The sequence below is a fragment of the Rhizobium sp. TRM95796 genome (genome assembly GCF_025779995.1).
GTDB lineage: Bacteria > Pseudomonadota > Alphaproteobacteria > Rhizobiales > Rhizobiaceae > Rhizobium_E.
On sequence record NZ_JAOXHE010000005.1, the window covers coordinates 64,999 to 80,703 of the forward strand.

Annotated in this window: 18 protein-coding genes; all 18 read left to right on the plus strand. The window is 60.0% G+C overall.

What is annotated here, in order from left to right; all coding sequences use genetic code 11:
- Positions 1–2 precede the first annotated feature (2 nt).
- The 18 genes from OCK01_RS11710 (at position 3) to OCK01_RS11795 (ending at position 15,649) form a co-directional block, all read left to right on the plus strand.
- Positions 3–1,550, plus strand: coding sequence for a flagellar hook-length control protein FliK (locus OCK01_RS11710; RefSeq protein ID WP_263824069.1), 1,548 nt, complete (start codon positions 3–5; stop codon positions 1,548–1,550).
- Positions 1,498–2,055 (plus strand): transglycosylase SLT domain-containing protein, encoded by a 558-nt coding sequence (locus tag OCK01_RS11715; RefSeq protein WP_263824070.1) that lies wholly within the window; start codon positions 1,498–1,500, stop codon positions 2,053–2,055. The genes OCK01_RS11710 and OCK01_RS11715 overlap by 53 nt, the downstream gene beginning before the upstream one ends.
- A 280-nt stretch (positions 2,056–2,335) precedes the next feature.
- Positions 2,336–3,010 carry a transcriptional activator Rem gene (gene rem / locus OCK01_RS11720; RefSeq protein WP_182827263.1) on the plus strand — a complete coding sequence of 225 codons (675 nt, stop codon included), beginning with the start codon at positions 2,336–2,338 and terminating at the stop codon, positions 3,008–3,010.
- 115 nt (positions 3,011–3,125) lie between these two features.
- Entirely contained in the window at positions 3,126–4,412 is a 1,287-nt protein-coding gene (locus tag OCK01_RS11725) for a flagellar hook protein FlgE (RefSeq protein WP_263824071.1), read from the plus strand.
- A 25-nt stretch (positions 4,413–4,437) separates the two neighbouring features.
- A complete protein-coding gene (gene flgK / locus OCK01_RS11730; RefSeq protein WP_263824072.1) occupies positions 4,438–5,928 on the plus strand; it encodes a flagellar hook-associated protein FlgK in 1,491 nt (496 codons plus the stop codon).
- 8 nt (positions 5,929–5,936) lie between these two features.
- Positions 5,937–6,995 (plus strand): flagellar hook-associated family protein, encoded by a 1,059-nt coding sequence (locus OCK01_RS11735; protein WP_182827259.1) that lies wholly within the window; start codon positions 5,937–5,939, stop codon positions 6,993–6,995.
- Between the two features lie 132 nt (positions 6,996–7,127).
- Complete coding sequence (gene flaF / locus OCK01_RS11740) at positions 7,128–7,475, plus strand: flagellar biosynthesis regulator FlaF (RefSeq protein WP_182827258.1); 348 nt, start codon at positions 7,128–7,130, stop codon at positions 7,473–7,475.
- The gene (gene flbT, locus OCK01_RS11745) at positions 7,472–7,921 is read left to right on the plus strand and encodes a flagellar biosynthesis repressor FlbT (protein ID WP_182827257.1); all 450 of its coding nucleotides are present in this window, start codon (positions 7,472–7,474) and stop codon (positions 7,919–7,921) included. The genes flaF and flbT overlap by 4 nt, the downstream gene beginning before the upstream one ends.
- Entirely contained in the window at positions 7,912–8,442 is a 531-nt protein-coding gene (gene flgD / locus OCK01_RS11750) for a flagellar hook assembly protein FlgD (RefSeq protein WP_182827256.1), read from the plus strand. Before flbT ends, flgD begins: the two co-directional genes overlap by 10 nt.
- A gap of 24 nt (positions 8,443–8,466) precedes the next feature.
- Complete coding sequence (gene fliQ, locus OCK01_RS11755; RefSeq protein ID WP_182827255.1) at positions 8,467–8,733, plus strand: flagellar biosynthesis protein FliQ; 267 nt, start codon at positions 8,467–8,469, stop codon at positions 8,731–8,733.
- Positions 8,734–8,826: 93 nt separating this feature from the next.
- Positions 8,827–10,917: a flagellar biosynthesis protein FlhA gene (gene flhA, locus OCK01_RS11760; protein WP_263824073.1), complete on the plus strand. Its 2,091-nt coding sequence runs from the start codon at positions 8,827–8,829 to the stop codon at positions 10,915–10,917.
- Complete coding sequence (locus tag OCK01_RS11765; RefSeq protein ID WP_263824074.1) at positions 10,914–11,660, plus strand: flagellar biosynthetic protein FliR; 747 nt, start codon at positions 10,914–10,916, stop codon at positions 11,658–11,660. Before flhA ends, OCK01_RS11765 begins: the two co-directional genes overlap by 4 nt.
- A gap of 3 nt (positions 11,661–11,663) precedes the next feature.
- Positions 11,664–12,068 carry a hypothetical protein gene (locus tag OCK01_RS11770; protein WP_182827253.1) on the plus strand — a complete coding sequence of 135 codons (405 nt, stop codon included), beginning with the start codon at positions 11,664–11,666 and terminating at the stop codon, positions 12,066–12,068.
- A gap of 94 nt (positions 12,069–12,162) precedes the next feature.
- Positions 12,163–12,711 (plus strand): rod-binding protein, encoded by a 549-nt coding sequence (locus OCK01_RS11775; protein WP_182827252.1) that lies wholly within the window; start codon positions 12,163–12,165, stop codon positions 12,709–12,711.
- 37 nt (positions 12,712–12,748) lie between these two features.
- Positions 12,749–13,129, plus strand: a complete 381-nt coding sequence (locus OCK01_RS11780; RefSeq protein WP_182827251.1) for a hypothetical protein — start codon at positions 12,749–12,751, stop codon at positions 13,127–13,129.
- A 6-nt stretch (positions 13,130–13,135) separates the two neighbouring features.
- The gene (locus OCK01_RS11785; RefSeq protein ID WP_182827250.1) at positions 13,136–13,672 is read left to right on the plus strand and encodes a hypothetical protein; all 537 of its coding nucleotides are present in this window, start codon (positions 13,136–13,138) and stop codon (positions 13,670–13,672) included.
- 455 nt (positions 13,673–14,127) lie between these two features.
- Positions 14,128–14,973, plus strand: coding sequence for a WecB/TagA/CpsF family glycosyltransferase (locus tag OCK01_RS11790; protein WP_182827249.1), 846 nt, complete (start codon positions 14,128–14,130; stop codon positions 14,971–14,973).
- A 73-nt stretch (positions 14,974–15,046) separates the two neighbouring features.
- Entirely contained in the window at positions 15,047–15,649 is a 603-nt protein-coding gene (locus OCK01_RS11795; RefSeq protein ID WP_263824075.1) for a hypothetical protein, read from the plus strand.
- Positions 15,650–15,705: the final 56 nt, after the last annotated feature.

A 15,705-nucleotide genomic window follows, 5' to 3' on the forward strand; every position in this document is an offset into this window, starting at 1 on the left:
TCATGATCGATGCTTCGGCACTTGCCATCGGTCGCGGCGCTGGCGCTGCGAGCGGACTGAAAACCAGCGGCTCTCAGGACGAAAGCGGCGCCCAGGGCCAGGGACTGGGTTTCGGCGATTTTCTCGAAGAGGCGTCGTCCGGCTCCGTCGGCTCCGAAACCACGGGTGATGACGTTGCCGGCGACGCGATCGGCGACGGCGGCGTGGAAGCAGGCGACGACAAGTTGGCGCGCTCGATCATCAGCCTGTTCGCCGTCGTCCAGGCCAGTCCGAAGCTCACCCAGCAAGCCGCAACCTCTCCGGCGGAGCTCCTCGAGGGTCCGGCCGATGCCGCCGCGACGTCGTTGCCTGGCGCGGGAGAGGTTATCCCGCCGCACTTGGCGCAAACCGGCGAGACTGCCTCCCATTCGACTGCCGGACCGATGGTCGGCAGGCTTCCTGGCCATGCGCTCGACATGGATGATGCGCGTCTCGTGGCCCTGCTCGTCGGCGCTGGCGGCGCCGACACGACGGAGGACCAGCCGACGATCGCCGTCGATGTTCAGGCCGAGGCACAGATGGCGGCGCCGTCCGAAGAGACCGAAACGTCTGTCCTCCCTGACACCGACCCGATCGCGATGTTGCTCGACGAGGCGCAGCTGACCGAACATCAGGGCGCGGCCCATCATCTGCTGTCGGCTTTGTCGAAAGGCCTGAAGGAAGATGATGAGGATGCGGCGCCGATCGTCGAGTCCTCAAACGAAGGCGGCGATGAGCTCGTTTCGGCCCTCGCGCCGAACGTGGGACAAGCCGCGTCGATCGCGGCCAAGTCGGCCGATCTTTCTGACGCCGTTGGTCCGCGCGGAACCGACAGCGTCAGGGATGCTCTGGCCCAGGTTTCCACCCAGCCTCAGCAAGGCGATCCGATGACAGCCGACCCCGTCGGCGATGAAACGGTCAAGCGAGGCGGAACAGGCGACGATATCGATTTCACAGGTTTTGATCAGCTGACGGTGCTCGACTCCCGTCGCTATCTCGGCTTCGGCGGCGACAACGCCAAGCTGCTGACTGCGGCGCTGGCGGGTGAGGCGGGCCGGGCGCTAGCACCCTACGCCACCACGCCGGATATGAGCGCGCAAACCACCGCGACGACCGTCAACACTCTGAAAATACAGATGAACCCCGAACATCTCGGCACGATGACGGCAGTTCTGAGGCTGAAGGGTGAAGATCTCTCCGTCGAAGTCACTGTCGATACGATCGAGGGATATCGCCACCTCGCCAAGGACCATTCCGCGATCGTCCAGTCGCTGCGGGACCAGGGTTTCTCGGTCGACCAAGTCAGCATCCAACTCAACCCGTCTCCCAAGACGGAAAGTCAGCAACAGGATCAGGGACAGAATGGCTCGAACCAGAACCTGCGCGAAGGACAGGGTGACGCTCAGCGTCAGCAAAGTGGCGATGGGCGTCCTGTCCCACGCAGCGAGCGGCTCGCGATCGGTGAACAACGCGCCTCGCATGAGCCTGACGGCGGCGGCTCTGGCGATTCTGGCGACGGTCTCTACCTCTGACGCGCGCGCCAGTTCGGGACTTTGCGAACGGGAAATCTCGCGCGCTGCGGCGCGATACGGCGTGCCGGAGGGTATCCTGTATTCGGTGGGCCTCACCGAAACCGGTCGCAAAGGCTCACTTCAGCCCTGGGCGTTGAACATCGAGGGCAAGGCTGTTTTCGCCCGCTCGCCGGATGAGGCTCTCGAGGCCTTTCGCGACGCCCGCGCGCGCGGCGCGGAACTGATCGATCTCGGATGCATGCAAATCAATCAGCGCTACCATGGCGATCAATTTTCATCCCTGGACGCCATGCTCGACCCGGAGAAAAATGTCGATTACGCCGCACGATTTCTCGCGCAACTGCATGCGAAGCATGTTACATGGACCATGGCCGTTGCGCGTTATCATGCCGGGCCGAACAACAATCCAGCCCAGAAGCGCTATGTCTGCAGGGTGATTTCGAACCTCGTCGCGACGGGGTATGGCGTTTGGACGCCGAAGGCGCTGGATTTTTGTAGCAACTGACGGTTGTCTTTTCCGAGTACATTTGAATCTGGCGAATTTTTGGTCTCTTTGTGGTGACATTGGGGAGTCAAGACGCCCCATTGACGCGATTAACCATACGTTAACTTTTCCCCATTTAAATTTGTGTGCCGTTTCGAAACGCATACTACATATGGATCAAATCGCCCCACATTTCTTAATCAACTGTTAATTTGACCCTGTCATTAGCTCTAGTTGCTCGGGAGTCTTCCGATTCGTACGAATGGGGTGTTGTTTCACTACACTGATTCGGAGGCGGACGATGATCGTAGTGGTAGACGAGCGAGCGCTCGTAAAAGATGGATATACCTCACTTTTTTGTCGGGAAGGCGTGCCCTCTACGGGCTTCGACCCTCACGAATTCGGGGAGTGGGTCAATACGGCTGCGGATTCTGATATCGACGCAGTCGAAGCATTCCTGATCGGTCAGTCCGAGCTCGCGCTCGGCCTGCCGAAGGCGATCAGGGATCGGAGCCAGGCTCCTGTGATTGCTGTGTCTGATTCTCCCTCTCTGGAGATGACCCTTGCATTCTTTGATTGTGGGGTGGATGACGTGGTGCGCAAACCTGTACACCCGCGAGAGATCCTCGCACGCGCTGCGGCAATCCGTCGGCGCTACAAAGCGACCGACGTCAAATATACCGACGTCGGCGCCATCAGAGTCTTCTCCGATGGCCGCGATCCGGAAATCAATGGCGAAGTCTTCCCATTGCCGCGTCGCGAGCGTCGCATCCTGGAATATCTCGTGGCCAATCGCGGCCGGCGCGTGTCCAAGACGCAGATTTTCAATGCGATCTATGGCATCTTCGACGAAGACGTCGAAGAGAACGTCGTCGAAAGCCACATCAGCAAACTGCGCAAGAAACTGCGCAAGAAGCTCGGCGTCGATCCGATCGATTCCAAGCGCTTCCTCGGCTATTGCATCGACTGGCAGTGAAAATGCGCGCGTCGCGTTTGCGCGGCGCGCATTAAAAGAATTGGCCCATCACCCGCAAAGGTTCACGCAAGGCACGTCTTCTAGTCTGTAAATATTACGGAAAAGAGGATCCGAGATGAGCCTTTACGGAATGATGAGAACTGGTGTTTCGGGCATGAACGCCCAAGCCAACCGGTTGAGCACTGTCAGCGACAACATCGCAAATTCCAGCACGACTGGATATAAAGGGGCGTCGACGGAGTTCTCGTCCCTTCTTATGCCGCAGACCAACGGCAGCTACAATTCGGGCAGCGTCGAGACCGAAACCCGGTACTCGATCTCGCAGCAGGGCTCGCTGACCTACACCACCTCCGACACCGATCTCGCCATCAACGGCAAGGGCTATTTCCTTGTTCAGGATGCGTCCGGTCAGACGTTCCTCACCCGCGCCGGCTCCTTCCAGCCGGATTCGGAAGGCAACCTCGTCAATGCCGGCGGCTATACCTTGATGGGTTACGACTATGGCGCGGACGAGCCTTCGGTGGTCGCCAATGGTTTCGCGGGCCTGCAGGCCATCAATGTCAGCTCCACCGACATGCAGGCGAACGCGTCTACGGATGCGATCTTCTCGGCGAATCTCGATGCCGGGCAGCCGGTGGAAGATGCTGCGCGTTCGCCGGTCGCCGTCGGTGACAGCGGCGCGGTCGAAGACGTCGACTACACGCACAAGAGTTCGTTGACGGCATTCGACAGCCTCGGCAATGAGGTCATTCTCGACGTCTACTTCACGAAGACGAGCGACACTGAGTGGGAAGTCGCGGTCTTCAACAAGGCCAATGCCGACCCCGATTCAGGTTCGTTCCCCTATTCGGCTGCCGCTTATACCGAGACACTGACCTTCGATCCGAACACCGGCGCGCTGGACAGCGGATCGACGTCTAAGCTGACGATCCCCGGCGACGAATTGCCCAACATGCCCAATCCCTTCGAGATCGACTTCGCCGGCATGACCCAGCTCGGCTACAAGTTCTCGGTCACCGAAGCCGACGTCAACGGCAATGGCGCGTCGATCGTGACCGGCGTCGAGATCGGCTCGGACGGCACGGTGTCCGCCAAATACGACAACGGCGACAACACCGCGCTCTACAAGCTGGCTCTGGGCACCGTGACCAGCCCGGATCTCATGGAAGTCATCTCCGGCAACGTCTATTCGCCGAGCGCCGAATCCGGCGATCTGCAAATGGGTTTCGCCGGAACCTCGGCCTTCGGGGACATCATCTCCGGCGCGTTGGAGGACTCCAATGTCGACCTCGCCAACGAACTGACGACGATGATCGCTTCGCAACGAAGCTACACCGCCAATTCCAAGGTGTTCCAGGCCGGTTCGGACCTTCTGGAAACCCTCGTGAATCTGGCTCGCTGACACCGTCGTCGCCTAGGAGATCGTTATGTCGCTATCGTCTGCCATCACCACCGCGCAAACGATCTTTTCGAACACCGGTTTGCAGACGGCGGCTTTGTCCACCAACATTGCAAACGCATCCAACCCGGACTATTCGCGCCGGGTTGGCATTCTGACGCTCGATTCCAATGGCGCTCAGGTCCTGAAGATCCAGCGCGCCGCCGACAACGGCCTGATCAAGCAGTCGATGGCCTCCACGGCGGAATCCAGCGCACAGGACACGATCGACAAGAAGCTCACCGACATTCGCACGCTTCTGGGCGGCAACAATTACGAGACGGCGCCGTCGACCTATATCAGCAAGCTGCGCGACGATCTCCAGGCCTACGCCACCAAGCCCAACGAATCGACGCTCGCCTCGACCGTCGTGTCCAGCGCGCAGGACGTCGTGACCTCGTTGAACTCCGTATCCCAGGAAATCCAGGGCATGCGGGGCGTCATCGATCAGGAAATCGACGATCAGATCGACAAGCTCAACAATCTCCTCGTCCAGTTCAAGTCGGTCAACGACACGGTGCGCCAGGGCACCGCGAACGGAATGGACATCAACAACGAACTCGACGCGCGCGACAGCTATCTGCGCCAGATTTCGGAGATCATCGGCGTCCGGTCCTTCACGCGCGAAAACAACGACATGGTCCTCTATACTGCGGACGGCACCATGTTGCTCGACACGAGCCCGCGCGAGATCATCTTCACGCCGGTTCCCGCCTATGGAGCGTCGACGACCGGCAATCCCCTGATCGTGGACGGCGCGGCCATGAATGCGGGCTCAAGCGGCAACTCCACCGCCAAGGGCAGCCTCGCCGCTTTGCTGCAGGTCCGCGACAGCATCATCCCACTCTATCAGTCGCAGCTCGATGAAACCGCGCGCGGTCTGATCTCCACATTCGCTCAGGTGGATATGAGCGGCTCCGGCCAGGACGATATGCCGGGCCTGTTCACCTGGACCGGTTACACCGCCGGCGATTCGATACCGGACGGCTCCAACATCGAAAATGGTCTCGCCGCCTTGATCAAGGTGAACGACGCCCTGGTGAAGACCAAGGGCGGGGATCCGACCGATTTGCGCGACGGCGGCTACGATGTCGACGGTCAATCGGTCGCCAGCCCGGATTACCTCGGCAACACCGATGACGACGCGAGCTATTCCGCAATCCTCGACGGGCTCGTCGCGTCGATGTCGAAGGACCAGGATTTCCATGAAGACACCTATCTCGACACCAGCATTTCGATCGTGGGCTACGCCAACGCTTCGATCGGCTGGCTGGAGCAACTGGTGTCCGAGAGCGCCACGGCCAAGGAAAACAAGGACGCGCAGCTGACCCGGATCACCGAGTCGCTGTCCAACACGACCGGCGTCAGCCTCGACGAGGAAATGTCGCTGATGCTTGATCTCGAGCAGAGCTACAAAGCGTCGAGTAAGCTGGTGACGGCCGTCGATACGATGATTCAGACCCTGCTCGATGCAGTTTAGGATAGATCATGAAGACCTCCTTCATTTCTAACATCTCGGTTCAGAACGCCATGCGCTCGACCATCAATTCGGTTCAGGCCGAATTGATCGACGCCCAGAGGGAAGTGGTCAGCGGCGTCTATTCCAACGTAGGCAAAGAACTCGGCGCGACCACGACGCGCAGTCTCAATCTCCATTCCGAAGTGAACATGATGGAGAACCTGCTCAAGACCAACGCGGTCGTGGAGCAGCGGCTTTCGTCGACGCAGACGGCCCTCGACACGATCGCGGGTTCGGCGCAGACCGGACTCAACACGCTCGTCGCGCTATCGGGCAGCAACGACGATTCGCAGCTGATGACCGTCAAGAGGACGATGACCGACGTGTTGGAACAGGCGATTTCCGCCGGCAACACCTCCGTGAACGGCGAATATGTGCTTTCGGGCATCAACACCGACGAGGCGCCGCTGGCGGACTACATGGCCGACGGCAGTCCGGCGCGTCAGGCCTTCGTGGACGCCTTCACCAATCATTTCGGCTTCGCCCCGACAGATCCCGGCGTGGGGAGCATCCAGGCGGCGGATATGGAAGCCTTCATCACCGACGAACTCGAGCCGATGTTCCTGACGGTCGGCGGTGATTGGGAAACCAACTGGTCCAACGCTTCGAGCACGCCGACGACGGCGCGCATTTCACGGACGGAAGTGATCCAGAGTTCGTCGACGACCATCACCGACGGCTTCCGCTATATGGCGATGGCCTCCGTCATGGCGATCGAGATGCTCAACTCCGATTTTTCGATCGCCTCGCGCAACGTCGTCAGCAACACCGCGATTTCGTTCATGGGGCAGGCGATCTCCGGCGTCGACGCCGACAGAAGCCAGCTCGGCCTGTCGCAGAACCGCGTGAAGCAGGCGAACGAAACATTGCAGGCGCAAATCGACATCGTGAAGCTCAATCTCGACGATCTCGAAGGCGTCGACGTCTATGAGGCGTCCAATCGAATCACCGCGCTGAGCAATCAGATGGAAATCTCCTATTCGCTGACGGCGCGCATCAACGAATTGAGTCTCGTAAACGCATTGTAAGGAGTTGGCGCGGTTGGATAGGCCGCGCCGGACGTTTCTCGGACTTTATGAAACGAACCTTTTCTGGAAGCGTAAGCTTGGCTTCAGGCAAACCAGATACGCTTCAAAAATGACCGGAATATGAGGGGCTGAATGTACCAGTTTTCCTACGCAGAAATTATGGCGGATGATGTCGCCGACTCGCGGGAACGCGAAAAGCAGGTTCTTGATCGCGCCGTGACTCTCTTGCGTGCCGCCGAACATAAGGGCCGTGAATCCCGGGAGGCCGTCGAGGCGCTCTATTACACCCGGCGAGTTTGGGTGGCTCTCATCGATGACCTCCGGCTCGCCGACAACCAGTTGCCCGCAAATCTCAAGGCGGACCTGATCTCCATAGGGATCTGGATCCTCAAGGAGGTTGACCGGATCAGAATGCGACAGTCCGTAAATTTCAAAGGTATTGCGGATATCATAACCATCATCAGGGATGGACTGAAATGAAGAGCACTTTGCGTATTTCTCTCAAATCCGGAGAGCGGATTTTCATCAATGGGGCTGTTCTCAGGGTTGATCGCAAAGTCGCCATCGAGTTCCTCAACGATGTGACCTTCCTGCTCGAAAACCACGTGCTGCAGCCCGAAGGCGCGACGACGCCGCTCAAGCAGCTCTACTTCATCGTTCAGATGATGCTCATCAATCCCGAAGGCGCCGAACAGTCCAAACAGATGTTCAAGAAGTCGATCGTGATGTTGCTCGCGAGCTTCCAGAACGAAGAGATCCTGGCGGAGCTGAAGCGCGTCGATGCGATCGTGACCTCGGGCAAGCCTTTCGAGGCGCTCAAGGCCATCCGCGGCCTCTACGCCATCGAGGAGAAGATCCTCAGCAATCAGGAAATGACGCCGGCGGTTCGCGAGAATATCCGCAGGGAGATCGCTCCATGGCAATGAGCGCGCTGACGGCGCTTTCGGCGACGTCGACCAGCACGACGCCGCCCACCAACACGACGTCGACGACAAATGCCGACGCGAAAGCGGCGACGCTGGACTACAATAACTTCCTACAGCTTCTCGTCGCGCAGATGGAGAACCAGGATCCGACCGATCCGATGGACGCCACAGAACAGATGGCGCAGCTCGCGTCGTTCTCGCAGGTCGAACAGCAGATCAAGACGAACACCGCGCTCGAAAACGTAATCTCGCAGAATTCGCTCGCCACAGCCGCCAACTATATCGGCAAGACGATCGAGAGCGCCGACGGAAAAACCAGCGGCGTGGTCGAATCCATCGCGATCAAGGCGGACGGCATCGTCGCCACCTTGAAATCCGGCGAGGAGGTGACGCTCGCGGAGGGCATCACAATTCTCTCCGCAAGCTCCTCATCCGATGGGACCAACGATTCCTCCGGGGACAATGGTGAAAGCTCGACGGGTGGTGTAGACAACAATAACGACGGTTCGGACGGAACCTGAGACGACAGCGCAAGAGGACCGGCTATGAATGAGGCTGACGCCCTGGATATGGTGCAAGCCGCGATCTGGACGGTTCTCGTGGCTTCCGGCCCCGCCGTTCTCGCCGCAATGATCGTCGGCGTCGTGGTGGCGCTGCTGCAGGCCCTGACGCAGGTTCAGGAAATCACCCTGACCTTCGTGCCGAAAATCCTCGCGGTCTTCGCGGCGGTGGCTTTGTCCGCGCCGTTCATCGGATCGCAGATGTCCATCTTCACGACCATGATCTTCTCGCGCGTGCAGAGCGGCTTCTAGCCGCCGACGGCCGGACGCCGAACACTTCGCGCAAGCTTCCGCTGCTATCCGCTATCTCGTGGAATAGCGGCTTCATGAAGAGGCGGAAGATTTATGGCTGATGTTCAGTCGATTACAGTTCCAAAAGTCGCCCCGAAAGGGCGCGATATCGGCTTCGCGATCGGTATTATCGCGATCCTGTCGATCCTGTTTTTGCCGATACCGGCATTCCTGATCGATCTGGGCCTCGCTTTCTCGATTTCCTTCTCCGTGCTGATTCTGATGGTGGCTCTCTGGATCCAGAAGCCGCTGGATTTCTCGTCTTTTCCGACGATCCTGCTGATCGCGACGATGACGCGCCTGTCGCTGAACATCGCCACGACGCGCGTGATCCTGTCGCACGGCAATGAAGGCCACGAGGCGGCGGGTCATGTCATCGCCGGTTTCGCCAGCCTGGTGATGTCGGGCGATTTCGTCATTGGTCTGATCGTCTTCCTGATCCTGATCGTGGTGAACTTCATCGTCATCACCAAGGGCGCGACCCGCATCGCCGAAGTCGGCGCCCGCTTCACCTTGGACGCCATCCCCGGCAAGCAGATGTCGATCGACGCGGACTTGTCCGCCGGCATGATCGACGAAAGCGAAGCGCGCCGGCGTAGAAAAGAACTCGAGGATGAAAGCTCCTTCTTCGGGGCCATGGACGGCGCCTCGAAATTCGTGCGCGGCGACGCCGTCGCGGGTCTCCTGATCACCGCGATCAACATTTTCGGCGGCATCATCATCGGCTATTTCCGCCACGGAATGGAGCTCACCGAAGCCGCCGACGTCTTCGTCAAGCTGTCGGTCGGCGACGGTCTCGTGTCTCAGATTCCCGCGCTGATCATCTCCTTGGCGGCGGGCTTGCTGGTGTCGCGCGGCGGCCAGACGGGCACCACCGACAAAGCGGTCGTCGATCAGCTGGCGGGCTATCCCCGCGCGCTCGCAATGTCGGCGGGTCTCGTCTTCACGCTGGCGCTGGTGCCGGGGCTTCCCTTCTTTCCCTTCACCGCTCTCGGCGTGATTCTCGCGTTCGGCAGCTATGTGATCCCGCGCCGCATCGAGGCTGAAAACCAGGCCAAGCGCATGGTCGAGGAGCAGAAGAAAGCCTCCGAGGTCAAGGAGCAGGACAAGGATTCCGTCAAGAACGCGCTCAGGACGCCGGAGATCGAGCTGCAGCTCGGCAAGCAGGTCTCCACCCGCCTGCTGGGCGCGCACCAGGAACTGGCCTTCCGCGTCGGCAAGATGCGGAAGAAATTCGCCAGCCAGTACGGCTTCGTCGTGCCCGAAATCAAGGTGTCGGACGAGCTCGGAATTCCCGACAAGTCCTATCATATCCGCATCCACGGCACGACAGTGGCCTCGAATCTGCTGCGTGTCGGCGAAGTGCTTGTCATCACCGGTGGCGGACGCCGGCCGACAGTGCCGGGCGACGATGTGCGCGAACCCGCCTTCGGCATGCCGGCCGTCTCCGTGGTCGAAACCTTCACCGAAGAACTCAAGCGCGAAGGCTTCCATCCGATCGACAACGTCTCGGTCGTGCTCACGCATCTGTCGGAGGTCATCCGCAACAACCTGCCGCAGCTTCTGTCCTACAAGGACGTCAAGATCCTCATCGACCGGCTCGATCCGGAGTATAAGAAGCTGGCCGACGAAATCTGCACCACGCACATGTCCTATTCGGGCCTGCAGGCGGTGCTCAAGCTGCTGTTGGCCGAGCGCGTCTCGATCCGCAACCTGCATCTCATCCTCGAAGCGGTCGCCGAACTCGCTCCGCATGTGCGCAAGACCGAGCAGATCGTTGAACATGTCCGCGTGCGCATGGCGCAGCAGATCTGCGGCGACCTGTCGGACAATGGCGTGTTGCGCGTGCTTCGGCTCGGCAACAAATGGGACATGGTGTTTCACCAGGCGATCAAGCGCGACGCCAAGGGCGAGATCATCGAGTTCGACATCGATCCGCGCCACCTCGAGGAATTCTCGGAACAGGCCACCAAGGTGGTGCGCGAATATCTCGACCGCGGATTGCCCTTCGTTCTGGTCACCTCGCCGGAAACCCGCTCCTATGTGCGTATGATCATCGAACGGCTGTTCGCCACATTGCCGGTGCTGTCGCATGTGGAGCTCGCCAAGGGCATCGAGATCAAGATCCTCGGAACCATTTCATGATCCAGGATCCCGAAGGTCTGGTGCTGGCCCTCGTTGTGGTGTTCTGCCGCATCGGGGGCTGCATCATGGTCCTGCCGGGCTTCTCGACGGCCCGCGTTCCCGTGATGATCAGGCTGTTCATCGCCGCGACCGTCTCGCTGGCGCTTCTGCCGCTGATGTGGAACGACATCTATCCCAATATCGGTCGCGGCATCGCCAGCTATGTCGGTCTGATCGCGATGGAAACGCTCACGGGCGTCGTGCTGGGGCTGATCACCCGCTTCTATGCGCTGGGACTGCAGTTTCTCGGCACCGTCATCACCATGATGATCGGCTTGAACACCCCGCCCGCAAACGACATCCTCGACGACACCAGCGAAGGCCAGCTCACCAATTTGCTCACCTTCGCCGGCTTGATGGTGCTGTTCATGCTGGATTTCCATCACCAGCTGTTTCTCGCCATCGCCCAGTCCTACAAGACCTGGCCGCCCGGGACGGGCTTCGAAGCCCAGAAGGCGCTCGTGTCTCTGGTGGACACGCTGTCGACCACCTTCGCGATCATGCTGAGGCTGGCGAGCCCTTTCATCCTGTTCAACGTCTTGTTCAACATGGCGATCGGCTTCATCAACAAGCTCGCGCCAGTGGTGCCGGTGTTCTTCATCTCCACGCCATACATGGTGCTCGGCGGTACGATCCTGCTTTATTTTGGCGCTGCGGCCATGCTGTCTCTGTTCGGCGACGGCTTCAGCCAGATCTTGAGGTGACGCATGGCGAAACTCCCGCGGTCGGAAAAGCTCGCTCGTCTCGTCCGGGTGCAGCGGCAGTTGGAAAACATGGCGCAGGCCGATCTCGCTTCGACCACCCGCGCACGGGCGGAGATCCAGCGCAGCCTCGATGTGACCGTGGAGGCGCTGGGCTCTCTCTCGCCGGTGCATCAGGTCTTCACGAGCCTCTACGCCAGCCAGATCGGCCGGCTCACGGCCCGTGACCAGCATCTCGCCACCGTGCAGGAGATTCATGAAGGGCGGATGCGCAAGGAACGCGCCAAGGGCGACCGGCTCGACGAGCACCGCAAGGAGGCGCTGACCGACGAACGCCGCGAGGCCGACGACAACGCGATCTATGATCTCATCGAGCAGAGAACGCTTCTGGACGGCTTCGACCGGCCCTGACGCCGCCGCTGATATGGCGATAAGCCACGGTCAAGCTTGAAAGGCCATTGTGTTCTTCAGCAAATTCTTGAAGCATGACGGCGTCTCATTCTCCATGGCGATTAATCCTCCCACCGACATCATCCAGGACGTGATCAACGCCGCCGATCCGGCGCAGGTCGAGATCGCCCAGGCGAAGCTCAAGGCCGGCATCGCGGTCGCCGAAGCCCGCAAGCTGAACGGCGCGGATGCCGGGTTCGACTCGAATATCGTCCGCGACCACATTCGCACCAGCAGCGGTCCGAGCGGCAAGGACAAGGACATCCCGGAGCCCTATCGCAAGTTCGAAGCCATGGTGCTGCAGAACTTCATCAAGACCATGCTGCCCGACAGCGAGGAGGTCTACGGCAAGGGCTCCGCCGGCGAGATCTGGAAAAGCATGATGGCCGAGCAGATGGGCAACGAGATTTCGCGGGGCCGCGGCGTCGGCATCGCCGAGCAGCTCGCTTCCCGCCAGGCGCAAAGGACTCCCGAGGTCGAGAAGGCCGAGCTGTCGGAGCGCCAGAGCATGACGTCCCGAAGCCTTCAACGGTTTGAAATGAAGGCGCTGGACGAATTTCTGCCCGGCTCCTTCGCCGAAGACGACAAGAAAAAGCGTGTCTGAGTATCCCCATGCTTAGCGACATTGGAGAACGAACATAATGGCGACGGCGCTCACTGAAGACAATTTCAAGGAAATGCGGATCAAGACCGTGCTCGGCCGGCTGGAGCTGATCATCGACAATGAGAACGAGCGGATCGGCAAGGACGTCGAATTCGACATCAAGGCGTCGAACGCGCATAAGAGCCGTTGCCTGTATGAATTGACGATGCTGTGCAAGGACAGCGCGCCGAGCGAACTGCCGAACGGCCTGTCCACGCAGATGAAATTCCTCAAGCAGAAGCTGATGCTCAACGCCCGGCGGCTGGAAGCGCATCTCAACGCGGTGCGCACCGTCACCGACATCCTCAAGACGGCGGCGCGCGAACAGGATGGCGACGGCACCTACACCCAGGAACAGTTTCGTTACGGCGAGATCTAACACGTCATGATCAAACTCATCGCCACGGGAGTCTGGGTCGCCATCGTCACTTTAGGCGCGGTCTACGGGTCGATCCAGCTCGCCAAGCCGGAAGATCCCAACGCCGAGGCCGAAAAGAAAAAGGCGGTGCAGGAACTCGTCCATGGCGAAATGGTCACCTTGCCGGTGATCAAGAACGCAGATGTGGCAGGCTATTTTCTGACCAAGACGTCCTACATCGTCGACAAGTCGAAGATGGGCGAAGTCACGCTGCCGATCCCGGCGGTGCTGACGGATGAACTCTACACCGCCCTCGTTGGCGATCAGATCATCCGTGTCGGCGACAACAGGGAGCTTGACGTCAAGGCGTTCCGCGAGCGCATCAAGAACGCGCTCAACAAGCGGCTGGGGTCCGAGGTCGTGGTGGACGTCGTCTTCGAGCAGATCGACTATCTCTCCAAGGAAGATCTGCGCCAGCAGCGCGCGGACAAGACGCAGAACATCGTTCACGAAACGCCGCCGGCGGATATTCCGGCTGGCAAGGCCGCCGAAGGCGGCCATTGAGACGCAATCGGGGCTGCGTCCGTTAACTTCGCAGCCAACGCGCAGCCTGCTGGCGCGGGATGATCGTTAAGATTTCCTTGCGCCATCAACTAAAATAAGTCTAAATATTGAATATGTCCTGTTTCGAAACGTGTTTTGAACTATAACGAAACATATTTTGACCGCGATGAGATAGGCGCGCCGGATATTTATTTGGATGGCTGCGACGAGAGATCGAGGCAACTTCAGTCTAAATTATTGATATATATACATAATATACGATGGTAAACTCATCGTTAGCTGCCCGCGCGGCATTCTATCGATTTACTTAAAGGCCATTTTAGCGCCCCGTGTTACTTCATCGACAGTGAAGACGGGGCGGATGACTGTGCCTTCCGGGGTGTTGTTTTCCCGACCGCGACCTTCTGAGCCGGCTGATGGGTCCAGCCGCTTGTGTCCGCGTGAGGAGTAGCAGCATGAATATCGTTTCGAATATGGCGGTGTTCAGTTCGCATCGGGAGATTCTCGGTCTTCCGGTCTGCGATCTGGGCTGGGCGGACGCCTTTACATTCGTGAACGCGCTGGCCGAGGTCCCGGTGGGACAGACGGTGATCTCCTTCATCAACGCCCACAACGCCAACATCATGTTTCGCGACCATGGATATCGCGAGGCGTTGGATCGCCATCTGGTGCTGCCCGACGGCATCGGCGTCGACATCGCATCGATCCTGGCGCATGGGGCGTCTTTCCCTGCCAATCTCAACGGCACCGATTTCGTGCCGTCGCTACTGACCTACATGACGCGGCCCAAGCGGATCGGCTTGATCGGCGCGCGGCCGGAGATCCTCTTGCGCGCCAGCCGCAATTTCGAACAGCATGCGCCCTGGCACGAGATCATTCCCATTCATCACGGTTATTTTCACGAGGACCAGTCCAGCGAAATCCTGGCCGAAGCTGCGGCGATGAAGCTGGACATTCTCCTGGTGGCCATGGGCACGCCGCGCCAGGAAAAATGGATCGATCGCCATATCAGGCCCGAACACGCGCGCCTCGTGCTCGGCGTCGGCGCTCTTTTCGATTTCGTGGCGGGGGAAGTGCCTCGCGCGCCGGCATTCGTGCGCAAGATGCGGGTGGAATGGTTCTATCGCTTCCTGCAGGAGCCGCGCCGCCTCGCGGGCCGCTACTTCATCGGCGGGCCCGTCTTTCTGTTTCATGTCGTGGCGCATACCGCGCGACGCCTCGCAGCTGGCAAAACCGCAAAGGCCCCGACCCAGCGCGTGCGCAGGCCCCTGCTGATCACAAACCCCGGCAAGCGGGATTAAGGCTTCATTTACCAAAATGAATGTACAAAGGGTAAAGTCGAAGACGATTGTTTAACCCGAACTGAGACGGCGAATGCACGCGCGCTCCCTGCTCGATTATCTATCCGACGCCGAGCGCGCCCGACATGTCGAGCGCCGTGATGGGCGCGACTGGGTTTCGATCTTCGAGCGGCTCGAGGATCTCGAGCGACGCCTCATGGATCTCCGAAGCGCCGAAGCGCGCCAGGCCGCGCCTCACGAAGGCCAGGATCGCCGAGCTTTGCGGGATGAGATTTCGTCCATTCTCCGCAGTCGCGGCATTGCTCCCGAGCCCAAGCGCACCACCCCTCCGCCGCCTCTCGCGCCGCGAGATTGGGTCGAGCCGCCGTCGATCGCGCCGCTGGCCTCGTTTCAGCCGCCGGTCGAACACGCCGACAACGACCTGCTCAAATTCATCGAGGCCGTACAGTTGCTGGGGCGCGCCGCGGAAAAATTCATGGCGGGCGGCGGCGCAGGCAGCCATGACGACGATCGCCTCGGTCCCGCCCGGTCACCGGAACGCGAGCCGCGCGCGATAGTCCGGTCAACCGCCGCCGCGCCACGCTCCACCGATATGGATCTCGATCGGCTTTGGAAAGAGGTCGAGCAATTGCGTCAAACGCTCTCACAACTGTCGCCGAAGCGCGATTCCCATTGATCCCGTCTTGATCGCCTCTGTCGCCCATGTCACCAATGCGCCGGTCCGGGGCGCGT